Annotated in this window: 16 protein-coding genes and 1 riboswitch; all 16 genes read left to right on the top strand. The window is 70.6% G+C overall.

Annotation, left to right across the window (positions count from 1 at the left end; all coding sequences use genetic code 11):
• Positions 1–285: 285 nt before the first annotated feature.
• Positions 286–894, top strand: coding sequence for a bifunctional pyr operon transcriptional regulator/uracil phosphoribosyltransferase PyrR (gene pyrR, locus JOF40_RS15360; RefSeq protein ID WP_129183946.1), 609 nt, complete (start codon positions 286–288; stop codon positions 892–894).
• The gene (locus JOF40_RS15355; protein ID WP_129183948.1) at positions 891–1,859 is read left to right on the top strand and encodes an aspartate carbamoyltransferase catalytic subunit; all 969 of its coding nucleotides are present in this window, start codon (positions 891–893) and stop codon (positions 1,857–1,859) included. The genes pyrR and JOF40_RS15355 overlap by 4 nt, the downstream gene beginning before the upstream one ends.
• A complete protein-coding gene (locus JOF40_RS15350) occupies positions 1,856–3,166 on the top strand; it encodes a dihydroorotase (RefSeq protein WP_129183950.1) in 1,311 nt (436 codons plus the stop codon). The genes JOF40_RS15355 and JOF40_RS15350 overlap by 4 nt, the downstream gene beginning before the upstream one ends.
• Positions 3,163–4,311 carry a glutamine-hydrolyzing carbamoyl-phosphate synthase small subunit gene (gene carA, locus JOF40_RS15345; protein ID WP_129183952.1) on the top strand — a complete coding sequence of 383 codons (1,149 nt, stop codon included), beginning with the start codon at positions 3,163–3,165 and terminating at the stop codon, positions 4,309–4,311. The genes JOF40_RS15350 and carA overlap by 4 nt, the downstream gene beginning before the upstream one ends.
• Positions 4,311–7,652: a carbamoyl-phosphate synthase large subunit gene (carB, locus tag JOF40_RS15340; protein ID WP_129183954.1), complete on the top strand. Its 3,342-nt coding sequence runs from the start codon at positions 4,311–4,313 to the stop codon at positions 7,650–7,652. Before carA ends, carB begins: the two co-directional genes overlap by 1 nt.
• Positions 7,649–8,479 (top strand): orotidine-5'-phosphate decarboxylase, encoded by an 831-nt coding sequence (gene pyrF / locus JOF40_RS15335; RefSeq protein WP_129183956.1) that lies wholly within the window; start codon positions 7,649–7,651, stop codon positions 8,477–8,479. Before carB ends, pyrF begins: the two co-directional genes overlap by 4 nt.
• A 3-nt stretch (positions 8,480–8,482) precedes the next feature.
• On the top strand, positions 8,483–8,914 hold the full coding sequence (locus JOF40_RS15330; RefSeq protein WP_129183958.1) for a hypothetical protein: 432 nt from the start codon (positions 8,483–8,485) through the stop codon (positions 8,912–8,914).
• Between the two features lie 34 nt (positions 8,915–8,948).
• Positions 8,949–9,269: an integration host factor, actinobacterial type gene (mihF, locus tag JOF40_RS15325; protein WP_129183960.1), complete on the top strand. Its 321-nt coding sequence runs from the start codon at positions 8,949–8,951 to the stop codon at positions 9,267–9,269.
• Positions 9,262–9,855 (top strand): guanylate kinase, encoded by a 594-nt coding sequence (gene gmk / locus JOF40_RS15320; protein WP_129183962.1) that lies wholly within the window; start codon positions 9,262–9,264, stop codon positions 9,853–9,855. The genes mihF and gmk overlap by 8 nt, the downstream gene beginning before the upstream one ends.
• Positions 9,856–9,903: 48 nt before the next feature.
• Positions 9,904–10,209: a DNA-directed RNA polymerase subunit omega gene (gene rpoZ, locus JOF40_RS15315; RefSeq protein ID WP_056608212.1), complete on the top strand. Its 306-nt coding sequence runs from the start codon at positions 9,904–9,906 to the stop codon at positions 10,207–10,209.
• 10 nt (positions 10,210–10,219) lie between these two features.
• Entirely contained in the window at positions 10,220–11,422 is a 1,203-nt protein-coding gene (gene coaBC, locus JOF40_RS15310) for a bifunctional phosphopantothenoylcysteine decarboxylase/phosphopantothenate--cysteine ligase CoaBC (RefSeq protein ID WP_129183964.1), read from the top strand.
• A 61-nt stretch (positions 11,423–11,483) separates the two neighbouring features.
• A complete protein-coding gene (gene metK, locus JOF40_RS15305; protein WP_129183966.1) occupies positions 11,484–12,677 on the top strand; it encodes a methionine adenosyltransferase in 1,194 nt (397 codons plus the stop codon).
• Positions 12,678–12,708: 31 nt separating this feature from the next.
• Complete coding sequence (locus JOF40_RS15300) at positions 12,709–14,712, top strand: primosomal protein N' (protein WP_209674632.1); 2,004 nt, start codon at positions 12,709–12,711, stop codon at positions 14,710–14,712.
• 107 nt (positions 14,713–14,819) lie between these two features.
• The gene (fmt, locus tag JOF40_RS15295) at positions 14,820–15,743 is read left to right on the top strand and encodes a methionyl-tRNA formyltransferase (RefSeq protein ID WP_129183968.1); all 924 of its coding nucleotides are present in this window, start codon (positions 14,820–14,822) and stop codon (positions 15,741–15,743) included.
• Positions 15,740–17,023, top strand: coding sequence for an RsmB/NOP family class I SAM-dependent RNA methyltransferase (locus JOF40_RS15290; protein WP_129183970.1), 1,284 nt, complete (start codon positions 15,740–15,742; stop codon positions 17,021–17,023). The genes fmt and JOF40_RS15290 overlap by 4 nt, the downstream gene beginning before the upstream one ends.
• 25 nt (positions 17,024–17,048) lie before the next feature.
• A complete protein-coding gene (gene rpe, locus JOF40_RS15285) occupies positions 17,049–17,735 on the top strand; it encodes a ribulose-phosphate 3-epimerase (protein WP_129183972.1) in 687 nt (228 codons plus the stop codon).
• Positions 17,736–17,778: 43 nt separating this feature from the next.
• A riboswitch (FMN riboswitch) is annotated at positions 17,779–17,912 on the top strand.
• The last annotated feature ends 16 nt before the right edge of the window (positions 17,913–17,928 follow it).

Here is a 17,928-nt window from a genome sequence, read left to right as displayed (position 1 = left end):
GTCCCGGGACCCGCCGGCGGTGACGCCGCCTCGGGGACCGGCGATGAGGGTTTCGGGCAGCGGCGGCTACCGATAGCCCTCATTCTCCGTCCTGATGAGTCCGGGCGGGGACGGACGATGAGGGTTTTCGGCAGCTGCGACTACCCGGAACCCTCATCGTTCGTCCGGATCCGCCGGCGGTGGGCCCAACCGCGTCCGGATGAGCCGCGTGCCGCTGGTACTCTCGGACCCGTTAGATCGACATCCTTTAACGGCCGTCCCGAGAGGCGGAGAAGGAGGTCAGACATGTCTGCGTCCGATGACGCCGAGCGTGCTGGCACTGCCCACCACCAGGCCCCCGACGACGGTCGCACCGTGCTCGACCAGCACGACATCTCTCGTGCACTGACCCGCATCACCCACGAGATCCTCGAGCGCAACCGCGACTCCGCGGGCCTTGTCCTGCTGGGCATCCCGACCCGTGGCGTGCATCTGGCCCGTCGCATCGCGCAGCGGATGTCGGAGGTCGAGCAGCGCACCATCACCGCCGGTGCCCTCGACATCACGATGTACCGCGACGACCTGCGCCTCAAGCCGGCGCGGGCGCTCGAGCACACCGAGATCCCCGACGACATCGACGGCAAGGTCGTCGTGCTGATCGACGACGTGCTGTTCTCCGGCCGCACGATCCGCGCGGCCCTCGACGCGCTGACCGAGCTGGGACGCCCCAAGGCCGTCCAGCTCGCGGTGCTGATCGACCGCGGCCACCGCGAGCTGCCGATCCGTGCCGACTTCGTGGGCAAGAACCTGCCGACCTCGCTGGTCGAGAAGGTCAAGGTCCGGCTCACCGAGTCCGACGAGATCGACTCGGTCTCGATCACGGGTCCTGCCTCGACGGGAGGAGCCGGCGCATGATCAAGAACCTCCTGAGTGCCGGCGACCTCGACCGCACCGACGCGATCCGCATCCTCGACACCGCCGAGGAGCTGCTGGGCGTCGCCAGCCGGCCCATCAAGAAGCTCCCGACGCTGCGCGGTCGCACCGTCGTCAACCTGTTCTTCGAGGACTCCACCCGCACGCGCATCTCGTTCGAGGCCGCGGCCAAGCGGCTCAGCGCCGACGTCATCAACTTCTCGGCCAAGGGCTCGAGCGTCTCCAAGGGCGAGAGCCTCAAGGACACCGCGCTGACGCTGCAGGCCATGGGCGCCGACGCCGTGATCATCCGGCACCACTCGTCCGGCGCCCCGCACCGACTCGCCCAGGCGCGCTGGACCAAGGGTGCCGTCATCAACGCCGGCGACGGCACGCACGAGCACCCCACGCAGGCCCTGCTCGACGCGTTCACGATGCGCCGGCACCTCGTCGGCTCGACGGGCTCGGACCTGGCAGGCAAGAAGATCACGATCGTCGGCGACGTGCTGCACAGCCGCGTCGCACGGTCCAACGCCCTGCTGCTGCACACGCTCGGCGCGCACGTCACGCTCGTCGCTCCGCCGACGCTGCTGCCGGTGGGAGTCGACCACTGGCCCGTCGAGACGTCGTACGACCTCGACGCCTCGCTCGAGGACGCTGACGCCGTCATGATGCTGCGCGTGCAGGCCGAGCGGATGAACGCGTCGTACTTCCCGAGCGCCCGCGAATACTCGCGCCGCTACGGGCTCGACACGGCACGCCTGAACCGGCTGCCCGACCACGCGATCGTGATGCATCCCGGACCCATGAACCGCGGCATGGAGATCACCGCCGACGTCGCCGACCACGTCCGGTCGGTCATCGTCGAGCAGGTCACCAACGGCGTCGCGGTGCGCATGGCCGTGCTCTACCTCCTCCTCGGCGGCGCGGCCGGCGAGACCGAAGCCAGCGAAGAAGGACTGTCATGAGCAGCTACGTCATCCGGGGAGCACGGCTCCTCGGCAACGATCCGGTCGACATCGCCTTCGCCGACGGTGTCATCACGGGGATCGGCACGGGTCTCGATGGGGACGAGGTCATCGACGGCACCGGTCTCGTGACCCTGCCCGGCCTGGTCGACCTGCACACCCACGTGCGCGAGCCGGGTCGCGAGGACGCCGAGACGGTGCTCACCGGCTCGCAGGCCGCCGCCCGCGGAGGCTTCACCTGCGTGCACGCGATGGCCAACACGTCGCCGGTCGCCGACACCGCCGGCGTTGTCGAGCAGGTGTGGCGACTCGGCCGCGAGGGCGGCTACTGCGATGTGCAGCCCGTCGGCGCGGTCACGGTGGGCCTGCAGGGCACCCAGCTGGCCGAGCTCGGCGCGATGGCCGACTCCGCCGCGGGCGTCAAGGTGTTCTCCGACGACGGCAAGTGCGTCTCGGACGCGGTGCTGATGCGCCGCGCGCTGGAGTACGTCAAGGCGTTCGACGGCGTCATCGCGCAGCACGCGCAGGAGCCGCGACTGACCGAGGGTGCCCAGATGAACGAGGGGCCGCTCTCCGGCGAGCTCGGGCTGGTCGGCTGGCCGGCCGTCGCCGAGGAGGCGATCATCGCCCGCGACGTGCTGCTGGCCGAGCACGTGGGCTCGCGCCTGCACGTCTGCCACCTCTCGACCCGCGGATCGGTCGAGATCATCCGCTGGGCCAAGAGCCGGGGCATCGACGTCACCGCCGAGGTCACCCCCCACCACCTGCTGCTGAGCGACGACCTCGTGCGCAGCTACGACCCCATCTACAAGGTCAACCCACCACTGCGCTCCAACGACGACGTCGAGGCCGTGCGCGACGGGCTGGCCGACGGGACGATCGACATCGTCGCGACCGATCACGCCCCGCACCCCATGGAGGACAAGGAGTGCGAGTGGTCCGCCGCGGCCTTCGGCATGCTGGGTCTCGAGACCGCGCTCTCGGTCGTGCAGCAGACCATGGTCGACACCGGCCGCCTCACGTGGGAGCAGGTCGCCCAGAAGATGTCGGCCACCCCGGCGGAGATCGGGCGCGTCGCGAACCAGGGACGTCCGCTCGCAGTCGGTGAGCCCGCCAACATCGTGCTGGTCGACCCCGCCGCGACGCGCACGATCGACGCCCGCGACACGGCCTCGCTGTCGCGCAACAACCCGTATGCAGGCCTGACGCTGCCCGGTGAGGTCGTCGCGACCTTCCTGCGCGGCAGACCGACCGTCCGTGACCGCGTCCTCGTCACTCCCTTGTCTACAGAAGGTGCCAGCGCATGACCGAAGCAGTTCTCGTCCTGGAGGACGGCCGCGTGTTCCGCGGCGAGGCGTACGGAGCGGTCGGCGAGACGATCGGCGAGATCGTGTTCTCCACCGGCATGACCGGATACCAGGAGACGCTCACCGATCCGTCCTACAAGGGTCAGATCGTGACGATGACGGCCCCGCACATCGGCAACACGGGAGTCAACGACGAGGACTTCGAGTCCCGTCGCATCTGGGTCGACGGCTACGTCGTCCGCGACCCCGCCCGGGTGCGGAGCAGCTGGCGGTCCAACCGGTCGCTCGCCGACGAGCTGGCAGCTCAGGGCGTCGTCGGCATCTCCGGCATCGACACCCGCGCCCTGACCCGTCACCTGCGCGAGCGCGGCGCGATGCGCGGGGCCATCAGCTCGGTCACGACCGATGTCGATTCGCTGCTGGCGCGTGTCACGGCGGCGCCGTCGATGAAGGGTGCCAACTTCCTGGCCGATGTCACGACCGACGAGGTCTACGTCGTGCCGGCGGTCGGCGAGAAGCGCTTCACGGTGGCCGCGATCGACCTCGGCATCAAGGGCATGACCCCGCGCCGCATGGCCGAGCGCGGCATCGAGGTGCACGTCATGCCGGCGACGTCAACGTTCGACGAGATCGCCGCGGTCGGCGCCGACGGGGTCTTCATGTCGAACGGTCCCGGCGACCCGGCGGCCGCCGAGCACGCCGTCTCGGTGCTCAAGCAGGTGCTGTCGGCCAAGATCCCCTACTTCGGCATCTGCCTGGGCAACCAGATCTTCGGCCGCGCGCTCGACCGCGGCACCTACAAGCTGGTCTACGGCCACCGCGGCATCAACCAGCCCGTGCAGGACCTCACGACCGGCAAGGTCGAGATCACCGCGCACAACCACGGCTTCGCGGTCGACGCGCCGCTGGAGGGCGAGTTCGCGACGCCCTTCGGACCCGGACGCGTCACCCACGTGTGCCTCAACGACGACGTCGTCGAGGGGCTCGCGCTGCTCGACCAGCCCGCGTTCAGCGTCCAGTACCACCCCGAGGCCGCGGCCGGCCCGCACGACGCGGCCTACCTCTTCGACAGATTCGTGGAGCTCATGCAGACAGACCAGACCGGCTCAGAGGTTTCGACAGGCTCAACCGGCGGAGGTGCCTGATGCCGAAGCGCACTGACATCAAGAGCGTCCTGGTCATCGGCTCCGGCCCGATCGTGATCGGTCAGGCGTGCGAGTTCGACTACTCGGGCACCCAGGCCTGCCGCGTCCTCCAGGAGGAGGGCATCCGCGTCATCCTGATCAACTCCAACCCGGCCACGATCATGACCGATCCGGAGTTCGCCGATGCGACCTACATCGAGCCGATCACGCCGGAGTTCGTCGAGAAGGTCATCGCCAAGGAGCGCCCCGACGCCCTGCTCGCGACGCTGGGCGGTCAGACGGCCCTGAACGCGGCCATCCAGATGCACGACGCGGGGGTGCTGGAGAAGTACGGCGTCGAGCTCATCGGCGCCTCGATCGACGCGATCCAGAAGGGCGAGAACCGCGAGACCTTCAAGGAGGTCGTGGCGACGCTGCCTCCCGAGTGGGGCGCGGAGTCGGCCAACTCGGTCATCTGCCACACGATGCAGGAGTGCCTCGACGGCGTCGAGGGACTCGGCGGCTATCCCGTCGTCGTCCGTCCCAGCTTCACGATGGGCGGCTCGGGCTCCGGCCTCGCGTACGACGAGAAGGACCTGCACCGCATCGCCGGCTCGGGACTCGCGCTGAGCCCCACCACCGAGGTGCTCCTCGAGGAGTCGATCCTCGGCTGGAAGGAGTACGAGCTCGAGGTCATGCGCGACACGGCCGACAACGTCGTGATCGTCTGCTCGATCGAGAACTTCGATCCCATGGGCGTCCACACGGGCGACTCCATCACGGTCGCGCCGGCGATGACGTTGACCGACGTGGAGTACCAGCGGCTGCGCGACATCTCGATCGGCATCATCCGCGAGGTCGGCGTCGACACGGGCGGCTGCAACATCCAGTTCGCGGTCAACCCCGAGGACGGCCGCATCGTCGTCATCGAGATGAACCCGCGGGTGTCGCGCTCGTCGGCCCTGGCCTCGAAGGCGACGGGCTTCCCGATCGCCAAGATCGCCGCGAAGGTCGCGATCGGCTACACGCTCGACGAGATCCCCAACGACATCACGACGGTGCCCGGCGGCTTCGGCACACCGGCCGCGTTCGAGCCGACGCTCGACTACGTCGTCGTGAAGGTGCCGCGGTTCGCGTTCGAGAAGTTCCCGGCGGCCGATCCCACGCTGACCACGCACATGAAGTCGGTCGGAGAGGCCATGGCGATCGGCCGCAACTTCACCGAGGCGCTGCAGAAGGCGCTCCGCTCGCTCGAACGTCCCGAGGCGGTGTTCGACTGGAGCAAGAAATGGGTCGAGCTCGACAAGGACGTCCTGCTCGAGCAGATCGCGACCCCGCACGACGGCCGCATCAAGAAGGTCATGGACGCGATCCGCGCCGGCGCGACCCCCGACGAGGTGTTCGCGGCGACCAAGATCGACCCGTGGTTCCTCGACCAGCTCGCGCTGATCAATGAGATCGCGGTCGACCTCATCGAGGCCCCCGAGCTGTCGCCGGCGCTGCTGCGTCGCGCCAAGCGGCACGGCTTCTCGGACGTCCAGCTCGGGCGCATCCGCGGCCTGACCGAGGACGTCGTGCGCGGCGTCCGCCACGCGCTGGGCGTGCGGCCGGTCTACAAGACCGTCGACACGTGCGCCGCCGAGTTCGCCGCCGTCACGCCGTATCACTACTCGTCGTACGACGAGGAGACCGAGGTCGTGCCGCGCACCAAGCCAGCAGTCCTGATCCTCGGAAGCGGACCCAACCGCATCGGCCAGGGCATCGAGTTCGACTACTCGTGCGTGCACGCGGCGATGGCGCTGTCCGAGGTCGGCTACGAGACGATCATGGTCAACTGCAACCCCGAGACCGTCTCGACCGACTACGACACCGCTGACCGGCTGTACTTCGAGCCGCTGACGCTCGAGGACGTGCTCGAGATCGTGCACGCCGAGGAGCAGGCCGGCCCCGTCGCGGGCGTCATCGTCCAGCTGGGCGGCCAGACGCCCCTGGGCCTCGCCGCAGGCCTCGAGGCGGCCGGGGTGACGATCGTCGGCACCCAGCCCGCCGCGATCGAGCTGGCCGAGGAGCGGGGCGCGTTCGCGCGCGTGCTGGCCGACGCCGGGCTCGTGGCACCCAAGAACGGCATGGCCACGACGTTCGCGAACGCCAAGGAGATCGCCGACGAGATCGGCTACCCGGTGCTCGTGCGTCCCTCGTACGTCCTGGGCGGCCGCGGCATGGAGATCGTGTACGACGAGGAGACGCTCGGCGACTACATCGGTCGCGCGACCGAGATCTCGCCCGATCGGCCCGTGCTGGTCGACCGCTTCCTCGACGACGCGATCGAGATCGACGTCGACGCCCTCTACGACGGACATGAGCTGTTCCTCGGCGGCGTCATGGAGCACATCGAGGAGGCCGGCGTGCACTCCGGTGACTCGGCGTGCGCCCTGCCGCCCATCACGCTGGGCGACCTCGAGATCCAGCGCATCCGGGAGGCCACCGAGGCCATCGCGAAGGGTGTCGGCGTGCGCGGCCTGGTCAACATCCAGTTCGCCCTGTCGTCCGACATCCTCTACGTCATCGAGGCCAACCCCCGGGCGTCGCGGACCGTCCCGTTCGTCTCCAAGGCCACGGCGACGCAGCTCGCCAAGGCCGCCGCCCGGCTCATGCTGGGCGAGTCGATCGCCGAGCTGCGCACGGCCGGGGCGCTGCCGGCGACCGGCGACGGCGGACGCCTGCCCGACAATGCGCCGATCGCGGTCAAGGAGGCGGTCATGCCGTTCAACCGCTTCCGCACGTACGAGGGCACCTACGTCGACACGCTGCTGGGCCCCGAGATGCGCTCGACGGGCGAGGTCATGGGCTTCGACGCCGGGTTCGGCCAGGCGTTCGCCAAGTCGCAGGCCGGTGCCCAGAACGGTCTGCCGACCTCGGGCAAGGTCTTCGTGTCGGTCGCCAACCGCGACAAGCGGCACATGATCTTCCCGGTCAAGCGCCTCGCCGACCTCGGCTTCGAGATCCTCGCCACGAGCGGCACGGCGGTCGTCCTGGCCCGCAACGGCGTCAAGGCCACCGTCATCCGCAAGCTCAACGAGGAGCCGCTCGATGGCCAGGCGCGCAGCACGATCGTGGAGAAGATCCACGACCAGGACGTCCAGCTGATCATCAACACGCCGCACGGCGTGACGTCCGGCGGCAGCCCCCGCATCGACGGGTACGAGATCCGGACCGCGGCGGTCGCCGAGGGCATCCCGTGCATCACGACGGTGCAGGGCCTGGCCGCCGCGGTCCAGGGCATCGAGGCGCTGATCGAGGGCAGCATCGGCGTCACGTCGCTGCAGGACTGGGGCAAGCTCGTCACTGAGTCGCGCGCATGAGCTTCGGGAGTCGCGCTCACGTCGCGATGCAGGCCTACGGCCCGGCCTGCATCGGCATCGACCCGCACCCGTCGCTGCTCGAGCAGTGGGGTCTGGAGGACGACATCGAGGGGCTCGACCGGTTCGCGTCGACATGTGTCGAGGCGTTCGCCGGCCAGGTCGCGTTCGTCAAGCCGCAGTCGGCGTTCTTCGAGCGGTTCGGGGCCAGGGGAGTCGTGGTGCTCGAGCGGACGATCGAGGACCTGCGGCACACCGGCTCGCTCGTCGTGCTGGACGTCAAGCGTGGCGACATCGGCTCGACCGCGCAGGCCTACGCCGACGCCTACCTCGACGACGACGCGCCGATGGCCGCCGACGCGATCACGGTGAGCCCGTACCTCGGCTTCGGCTCGCTCGCACCGTTCTTCGAGGTGGCGCAGAACAACGATGCGGGGGTCTTCGTGCTCGCGCTGACCTCCAACCCCGAGGGTCCCGAGGTGCAGCACGCCGTCAAGGACGGTCGCACCGTCGCCGACACCGTGCTGTCCCAGCTGGCAGAGCTCAACGCCGGTGCCACCCCGATGGGATCGTTCGGGGCCGTCGTCGGCGCGACGATCGGTGACGCCGCGGCGTCGCTGTCGGGTGCGGGCCTGGCGATCAACGGTCCGCTGCTCGTGCCGGGCTTCGGCGCGCAGGGCGGCACGGTCGACGACATCCGCCGTGTGTTCGGCGACGTCATGGACCTGGTCATCCCGTCGACGTCGCGAGGCGTGCTCTCGGCCGGGCCCGACGTGTCGGCGCTCCGCGATGCGGCCGCGCGCGTCAACGCCGAACTTGTAGGGTCGTAGACCATGAACAGGATCGCCGTCACGCTGGTCACCCTCGCGGTGTCGGGGTCCGTGCTCGCCGGGTGCGGGGGCGACAGCCCGTACTGCGCCGCGGTCAAGGAGAACCAGTCGACCCTGGGCTCGTTCGGCAAGGCCGCGACCGATGCCGCCTTCACCAAGGAGGCCAGGGCCGTGCGCGCGATCGCCGCGACCAAGCCCGAGAACGTCGTCAAGGACTGGACCGCGATCGACCGGGCGATGCGGGGCGTGCAGGCCGCCCAGAAGAAGACCGGCCTGACCTTCGCCGAGCTCGCCGATCCCGAGAAGCGGGCCGCGGCCGACGCAGACGACGTCGAGACGGTCGACAAGGCCTACTCCGCTTTCAACGACACGGTCAAGCAGCGGACAGCCGTCGTCAAGGACGTCAAGACCACGTGCGACATCACCCTGAAATGACCGACCGACCGCACCCATCCGAGAGGTGACACGAGTGGCACTCCCGATTCTCACCCCCGAGCAGCGCAGAGCCGCGCTCGAGAAGGCGGCCGCCGCCCGGCAGGTACGCGCCGACATCAAGGTGCGTCTCAAGTCGTCGAGCGCGAGCCTCGCCGAGGTCATCCAGGAGTCGAAGGTCAACGAGGTCGTCGCCAAGCTGCGGGTCGTCGACCTGCTCCAGGCCATGCCCGGCGTCGGCAAGGTGCGCGCGCAGGAGATCATGCAGCGCATCGGCATCGCCGACAGCCGGCGGCTCCGTGGCCTGGGCGCCAAGCAGGTGTCGGCGCTCCTCGCCGAGTTCGCAGACCGTGGCTGACGGCGGGGGCCCGCAGCGGTCGCGTCTCGTGGTGCTGGCCGGCCCGACCGCGGTCGGCAAGGGGACGGTCGCGGCGTGCGTGCGCGAGCAGCACCCCGACATCTGGATCTCCGTCTCGGTCACGACACGCCCGGCGCGGCCCGGCGAGATCGACGGCGTGCACTACCACTTCATCTCCGACGCGGAGTTCGACCGCCTCGTCGCCGCGGACGGCCTGCTCGAGTGGGCCGTCGTGCACAGCGCGGCGCGCTACGGCACGCCGCGGGCCCAGGTCGAGGAGCGTCTCGCGGCCGGCACCCCCGCGCTGCTGGAGATCGACCTGCAGGGTGCCCGTCAGGTGCGCCAGAGCATGCCGGACGCGCTCATGTGCTTCCTGAAGCCGCCGAGCTTCGAGGAGCTCGAGCGTCGTCTGGTCGGCCGCGGCACCGAAGGGCCCGAGGAGCGGGAGCGCAGACTGCGCACGGCCCGCACTGAGCTGGCGGCCGAGTCGGAGTTCGACGTGACGATCGTGAACACCGATGTCGAGACCGCCTGCGAGGAATTGGTAGACTTGTTCCGGTCCGGCATCAGCCGGCCCCCGGGCTGACCCATCTTCGTCAGCCTTCCCACCTTCGTTTCCTTTCTGTGAGGCTCTGTGTCCACGACACGTTCGACTGCCATCGGCATCACCAACCCGCCGCTCGACGACCTGCTCGAGAAGGCCGACAGCAAGTACAAGCTCGTCCTCTACAGCGCCAAGCGCGCCCGGCAGATCAACGCGTACTACTCCCAGCTCGGCGAGGGCCTGCTCGAGTACGTCGGTCCGCTGCTCGAGACGGGCGTGCAGGAGAAGCCTCTGTCGATCGCGCTGCGCGAGATCAACGCCGACCTGCTGACCGTCGAGGACATCGACCCCGAGGCCGAGGCTGCCGCAGCGGCGGCCGCCGCCGAGAAGGCCTGAATCACCCGCGATGACTGAGGTCGTCCTCGGTGTCGCCGGCGGCATCGCGTCCTACAAGGCCGCCGAGCTGCTGCGACTGTTCACCGAGTCGGGCCACAGCGTCCGCGTCGTCCCCACGGAGTCGTCCCTGAACTTCGTGGGGACTGCCACGTGGGAGGCGCTGAGCGGCAAGCCGGTGCAGGTCGGCGTGTTCGAGCACGTCGACGAGGTCGCGCACGTGCGCATCGGACGCAGCGCCGACCTGGTGCTCGTGGCACCCGCCACCGCCAACCTCCTGGCCAAGGCCGCGCACGGCCTGGCCGACGACCTGCTGACCAACACGCTGCTGACGGCCACGTGCCCCGTGATGTTCGCCCCGGCGATGCACACCGAGATGTGGGAGAACTCCGCCACGCAGGCCAATGTCGCGACGCTCCGCTCTCGCGGGCACGTCGTGCTCGAGCCTGCGGTCGGACGCCTGACCGGTGCCGACACCGGCAAGGGACGTCTGCCCGACCCGGCCGACATCTTCCGTGCGGCGCTCGACGTCCTCGAGGGCCGTCCCCTCGACCTCGCGGGGCGCCACGTCGTGGTCTCCGCGGGCGGCACGAGGGAGTTCCTCGACCCCGTGCGTTTTCTCGGCAACCGCTCGTCGGGCCGCCAGGGCTTCGCGCTGGCCGCGGCGGCGGTGGCCCGCGGAGCGCGCGTCACGGTTGTGGCCGCCAATGTCGAGCTGCCGGCCCCGGCCGGGGTCGACGTCGTCCGCGTCGTCAGCACCGAGCAGCTGCGCCAGCAGGTGCTGCTGGCCGCTGAGGGTGCCGACGCCGTCGTCATGGCCGCGGCACCCGCCGACTTCCGTCCCGCCCAGTTCGTCGACGCCAAGATCAAGAAGACCCCTGACGGCGCGACGCCCGAGATCCGCCTGGTCGAGAACCCCGACATCCTCGTCGAGTTGGTCGGTGCCCGTGCGGGTGCGGCACCCGTCATCGTCGGATTCGCGGCCGAGACCGGTGACGCCACGGCGACGGTCATCGAGCACGCGCGGGCCAAGCTCGCCCGCAAGGGCTGCGACCTGCTGGTCGTCAACGACGTCAGCGATGGCAAGGCGTTCGGGCGCGACGACAACGAGGCCGTGCTGCTGGGAGCCGACGGCAGCGTCGTCGAGGTCCCGCTCGGGCCGAAGACCGCCCTCGCGCACGCCGTGTGGGACGCCGTCGTCCAGCGCCTGGACTGACCGAGACTCCCGAGCACCTCGCTCGTTAGACTGTCGAACAGACCTCAACCCAGGAGAAAATGTGAGCCGCTTCTTCACGTCCGAGTCCGTGACCGAAGGTCACCCGGACAAGATCGCCGACCAGATCAGCGACAGCGTCCTGGACGCGCTGCTTGCCCAGGACCCCAAGAGCCGGGTGGCGTGCGAGACGTTCATCACCACGGGACTCATCGTGGTCGGTGGTGAGGTCACCACCGAGGCCTACGCCGACATCGCCAAGATCGCCCGCGACCGGGTGCTCGAGATCGGCTACGACTCGTCGGTCAAGGGCTTCGACGGCGGCTCCTGCGGCGTGCAGATCACCCTCGACGCCCAGTCGCCCGACATCGCGCAGGGCGTCGACACGGCGTTCGAGGGCCGCACGGAGGGCTCGGCCGATCCGCTCGACCTGCAGGGTGCCGGCGACCAGGGCCTCATGTTCGGCTTCGCGTGCGACGAGACGCCCGAGCTGATGCCGCTGCCGATCACGATCGCGCACCGTCTGGCCGAGCAGCTGACCGCCGTGCGCAAGGACGGCACGCTGCCGTACCTGCGTCCCGACGGCAAGACCCAGGTCACGGTCGAGTACGACGACGACGACAAGCCCGTCCGCGTCGACACCGTCGTGCTGTCGACGCAGCACGAGGACGGCATCGACCTCGACGCCACCCTCGCGGTCGACATCAAGAAGCACGTCGTCGACGTCGTCCTGGCGAACTTCGACGTCGACACCTCCGACTACCGCCTGCTGGTCAACCCGACCGGCAAGTTCGTCATCGGCGGACCCATGGGCGACGTCGGCCTGACGGGTCGCAAGATCATCGTCGACACCTACGGCGGCTACGCCCGTCACGGCGGCGGTGCCTTCTCCGGCAAGGACCCGAGCAAGGTCGACCGCTCGGCCGCCTACGCGATGCGCTGGGTCGCCAAGAACATCGTGGCTGCCGGCCTGGCCAGCAAGGTCGAGGTGCAGGTCGCCTACGCGATCGGCAAGGCGCACCCCGTGGGCTTCTACGTCGAGGCCTTCGGCACCGAGACCGTGCCGGTCGACACGATCCGCGAGGCCGTCCTCGAGGTCTTCGACCTGCGTCCGGCCGCGATCATCCGCGATCTCGACCTGCTCAAGCCGATCTACGCCCAGACGGCCGCCTACGGCCACTTCGGTCGTGAGCTGCCGGGCGTCGTGTGGGAGACCACCGACCGCGCCGAGGCGCTCAAGGCTGCCGCGTCGAAGTAGTCGTGTCGGCACGGGCTGGTAGAACAGCACCGTGACCAACGAGAAGGGACCAGAGCAGCTCGCTCTGGTCCCTTCGTCGTCAGCGGCGTCTCCGCCACCGCAGAAGCCGTCGTCGAAGCCGATGCCGACAGCTGCGGCGGCACGGCCCGTCGCCCGAGTCGTCGTCGACTCCGGACTGGCCCATCTCGACCGTCCGTTCGACTACCTCGTGCCCGCCGACCTCGAGCTCGCGGCGGTGCCGGGCTGCCGCGTCAAGGTGCGCTTCGCCGGCCGGCTGGTCGACGGGTTCGTCGTCGAACGCGTCGAGCACAGCGAGCACGGGGGACACCTCGCCTTCCTGGCCAAGGTCGTGTCGTCCGAGGTCGTGCTCACGCCGGAGGTGCTGAGCCTGGCCCGGGTCGTCGCCGACCGATACGCGGGCGTGCTCGGTGACGTCCTGCGTCTCGCGATCCCCCCACGGCACGCGCGCGCCGAGAAGGCCCCTCGCACGGAGGCACCGAAGGGGGCCCCAGCCGTCCAGAGCCTCGAGGGGTGGCAGACCTACGTGCACGGGCTGGGCTTCGTGACCTCGCTGCAGGCGGGCGAGCGGCCACGGGCCTGGTGGACCGCGGTCCCCGGGCACGATCCGGCCCAGCTGGTCGCCGAGGCGGTCCTGGCGACGCTCTCCTCCGGCAGGGGTGCGGTCGTGTGCGTCCCCGATGCGCGCGACGTGGCCCGGTGGGACGCGGTGTTCACGCAGGTGCTGGGGGAGGGCCGTCACGTCGCGCTGACTGCTGCCCAGCCGGCCGAGCGGCGCTACCGGTCGTTCCTGGCCGCAGCGCGGGGCGACGTGCAGGTCGTGCTGGGCACGCGCGCGGCAGCCTTCGCGCCGATCCCAGACCTCGGCCTCGTGGCGATGTGGGACGACGGCGACGACCTGTTCGCCGAGCCCCGGGCTCCCTATCCACACGCGCGGGAGGTGCTGCTGCTGCGTGCCGCGCGCCACGACACGGCCCTGCTGGTCGGCGGCTACGCCCGCACCGCCGAGGGCCAGTCGCTGATCGAGAGCGGCTGGTGCATCGAGCTCGCGGCCGAGCAGCGCACGCGTCGGCGGGCGTGGCCGCAGGTCGAGGTCACCGACGGCTCGATCGCCGGCGCGGCACCCGTCAGGCTGCCGCAGCAGGCGTTCCGGGCCATCCGCGCCTCCGAGGGCTCCGTGCTCATCCAGGTGCCGCGGCGCGGCTACCGCGACTCGCTGACGTGCCAGACGTGCCGCGAACCGGCTCGCTGCCAGGCGTGCCAGGGTCCGCTGGGACAGCCGTCGGCCTCGGCGCCGGTCGCGTGCCGCTGGTGCGGGCAGGAGGCCGTGCCGTGGTCGTGCCCGCACTGCCACGGCACGACGCTGAGGTCGCCGGTGGTGGGAGCGCTGAGGACGGCCGAGGAGTTCGGCCGGGCCTTCCCCGACCGTGAGGTCGTGACGTCAGGCGGCTCGACGGTGCTCGACGACCTGCCGGCCGGACGACGCATCGTGCTGGCCACCCCGGGGGCCGAGCCGCACGTCGACGGCGGCTACGACGCCGTGATCCTGCTCGACACCTGGCTGATGCTGGGACGAGAGGACGTGCGGGTCGACGAGGAGTCGCACCGGCGTTGGTTCAACGCCCTCGCCCTGGCACGACCCGGCGGCAAGGCCGTCGCGGTGGGCGACGCGCAGACGCTGCAGGCCGTCGTCCGAGCCGATCCGGCAGGGTTCGCCGCCCGCGAGCTCGCCGCGCGCGCCGAGACTCATCTGCCGCCGACCGCGCGACTCGCGACGGTCGACGGACCCGACGACGTGCTCGCCGACCTCGCCGGCCGCGCGTGGACCGCCCACACCGAGGTGCTGGGCCCAGTGCCCGTCGACCAGCGCGCACCCGACGCGGCGCAGCGTCTCATCCTGCGCACCCCCCGCCGCGAGGGTGCCGAGCTCGCGACCCTGCTGGCAGCCGTCGCCGCCGAGCGCAGCGCCGCCAAGCTGCCCGGTCTCCGCATCCAGATCGACCCCCTCACCTTCTAGATCACGTGCCCATGTGGCGGTGCGCTGGCGTCCAGGGGGCCGGCCCGGGTGGACGCCAGCGCACCGCCCGGGATCGGGACAGGACGCCAGCGCCCTAGACTCGGGGGGTGAGAATCGTCTTCGCAGGAACCCCCGAGACGGCGCTCCCGTCCTTTCAGGCGCTCGTCGCCAGTCGCCACGACGTGGTCGCCGTGGTCACGCGCCCCGACGCCCCGGCCGGCCGCGGCCGCACCCTCACGCCGTCGCCCGTCGCGCTGGCCGCCGAGGCGCACGGCATCGAGGTGCTCAAGCCGGCCAAGCCGTCCGACCCCGACTTCATGGCGCGGCTGCGTGAGCTGGCACCCGACTGCGTCCCGATCGTCGCCTACGGCGCGCTGATCAGGCGCGAGGCGCTCGACATCCCCCCGTACGGCTGGATCAACCTGCACTTCTCGGTGCTGCCTGCGTGGCGCGGTGCCGCTCCCGTGCAGCGGGCCATCATGGCCGGCGACGAGGTCACCGGGGCGACGGTGTTCAGCCTCGTCGAGGAGCTCGACGCCGGCCCCGTGCTGGGCACCATCACCGAGCTCATCCGCGCCGACGACACGACGGCCGAGCTGCTCGAACGCCTCGCCGACTGGGGCAGCAAGCTGCTCGTCGACGTCGTCGACCACATCGAGGACGGCGACATCGCCGCCGTGCCGCAGCCCGCCGACAACATCTCGTTCGCCCCCAAGCTCTCGACCGACGAGGCCCGCATCGACTGGGACCGGCCGGCCTTCGCGATCGACCGGCACATCCGCGGCTGCACGCCGGCGCCCGGGGCGTGGACGACCCTCGCCGGCGAGCGGGTCAAGATCGGGCCCGCGACGATCGCCGACGACAGCACGCTCGCGCCCGGACGCATCGAGGTCGGCAAGCGCGAGGTGCGCGTCGGCACCGCGACGACCGACCTGGTGCTCGGTGAGGTGCAGGCGGTCGGCAAGAAGCGCATGGCCGCCGCCGACTGGGGCCGGGGCACGACGTTCGAGGACGGGGCCACCTTCGCATGACCGATCCCGTGCGCTCCGTCGCCTTCCACGCACTGCGCAAGGTCAGCCAAGACGACGCCTACGTCAACCTCGTGCTGCCCGCGATGCTCGACGAGTTCCACATCGAGGGCCGCGACGCCGCGTTCGCCACCGAGCTCGTGCACGGCACGCTGCGCCGCCGCGGCACCTACGACGCGATCATCGACCACGTCGCCAGCAAGGGCATCGGGTCGATCGACGCCCCGGTCCTGGACGCCCTGCGTCTCGGGTCGCACCAGCTGCTGAGCATGCGGGTGCCGGCCCACGCAGCCGTGTCGACCACGGTCGACGTCGTGCGCCGCGAGATCGGCCACAAGCCCGTCCACTTCGCCAACGCGCTGCTGCGCAAGATCGGCCAGAAGGACCTGGCCGGCTGGCTCACGATCGTGACCGAGGGGCTCGAGGGGCACGCCGCCCGGTCCGTGCGCACGTCCCACCCGCTGTGGATCGTGCAGGCCCTGCACCAGGCACTGGGCGGGCACGGCGCACAGATCGACAAGCTGCTCGCGGCCGACAACGTCCCGCCGCGCGTCACGCTGGTGGCCCGTCCGGGCCTGAGTGCGCCCGAGAGCCTGCCGGGCACTCCCGGCAAGCTCTCGCCGTACGCCCGCATCCTCGACGAGGGCGGTGACCCCGGCGAGATCGCCGAGGTGCGCGACGGCCGGGCCGGCGTGCAGGACGAGGGCTCGCAGCTCGTCGCGATCGCCCTGGCCGATGCCGTCGTCGAGGGGCAGGACGACCGCTGGCTCGACCTGTGCGCCGGACCCGGTGGCAAGGCCGCCCTGCTGGGTGCGCTGGCCGCCGGCACGGGTGCGTCGCTCGTCGCCAACGAGCTGCAGGAGCACCGGGCCGAGCTCGTGCGTCATGGCGTGCGCCGCCTGCGCAACGTCGAGGTCACGGTGCACGACGGACGAGAGGGACCCTGGGCGGACGGATCGTTCGACCGCGTGCTCGTCGACGCGCCGTGCACGGGTCTCGGTGCGCTGCGTCGACGCCCGGAGTCGCGCTGGCGAAGGACGCCATCCGATCTCGACGGCCTCGTGCCCCTGCAGGAGGCGCTGCTGACCCGGGCGCTCGAGCTCGTCCGGCCCGGAGGAGTCGTGGTCTACGCGACCTGCTCGCCCCACGTGCGCGAGACGCGGGGCGTCGTCGACGCGGTGCTGGCTTCGCGCGACGATCTCGATCTGGAGTCGACGCACCAGTGGTGGCCGCACATCGACGGCACCGATGCGATGTTCTGTGCCCTGATCCGTCGGCGCTGAGTCCGACGCCGATAGGGTCGCCCACATGGGCATCCAGATCACCCCGAGCATGCTGTCGGCCGACTTCGCCAACCTCGAGTCGGAGGCCGCGCGCATCAGCAACGCCGACTGGCTGCACATGGACGTCATGGACAACCACTTCGTGCCCAACCTGACGCTCGGCATGCCCGTCATCGAGGCGCTCTCGAAGGTCGCCCAGCAGCCCATCGACGCCCACCTCATGATCGCCGACCCCGACCGCTGGGCCCCGGCGTACGCCGAGGCAGGCGCCGGCAGCATCACGTTCCACGTCGAGGCCGCGGCAGCCCCGGTGCGTCTCGCACGCGAGATCCGGGCGCAAGGTGCGCGGGCGTCGATGGCGCTCAAGCCCGCCACCCCGATCGAGCCGTACGAGGACCTGCTGCCCGAGCTCGACATGGTGCTGATCATGACGGTCGAGCCCGGCTTCGGCGGTCAGAAGTTCCTCGATCTGTGCCTGCCCAAGATCCGCCGTGCCCGAGCGCTGGTCGACAAGCACGGCGGCGACATCTGGTTGCAGGTCGACGGCGGCGTGTCGGTCGAGACGATCGAGCGGTGCGCCGAGGCCGGTGCCGACACGTTCGTGGCCGGCTCGGCCGTGTTCGGTGCCGACGACCCCGCCGACATGGTCGAGCAGCTGCGTGCGCTGGGTTCGGCGGCGGCGGGCTCACATGCCGGACGTCACGTCCACTGACTGGATCGGCCGCGCTAGAGTTCTCGGTGAGCAGAAGCTTGCTCGCATGCTCCGGGGTCGGTGAAATTCCGAGCCGGCGGTCACAGTCCGCGACCCGCGGTCCCATCTCGGTGGGGCCCGGTTGAGCCGGTGGAATTCCGGCACCGACGGTCAAAGTCCGGATAGGAGGAGCATTGAGTCGAGGGGTGAACCC

Origin of the sequence: Aeromicrobium fastidiosum, from assembly GCF_017876595.1 — a bacterium.
GTDB classification, from domain to species: domain Bacteria; phylum Actinomycetota; class Actinomycetes; order Propionibacteriales; family Nocardioidaceae; genus Aeromicrobium; species Aeromicrobium fastidiosum.
This window is presented reverse-complemented; position numbering and strand designations above follow the sequence as displayed.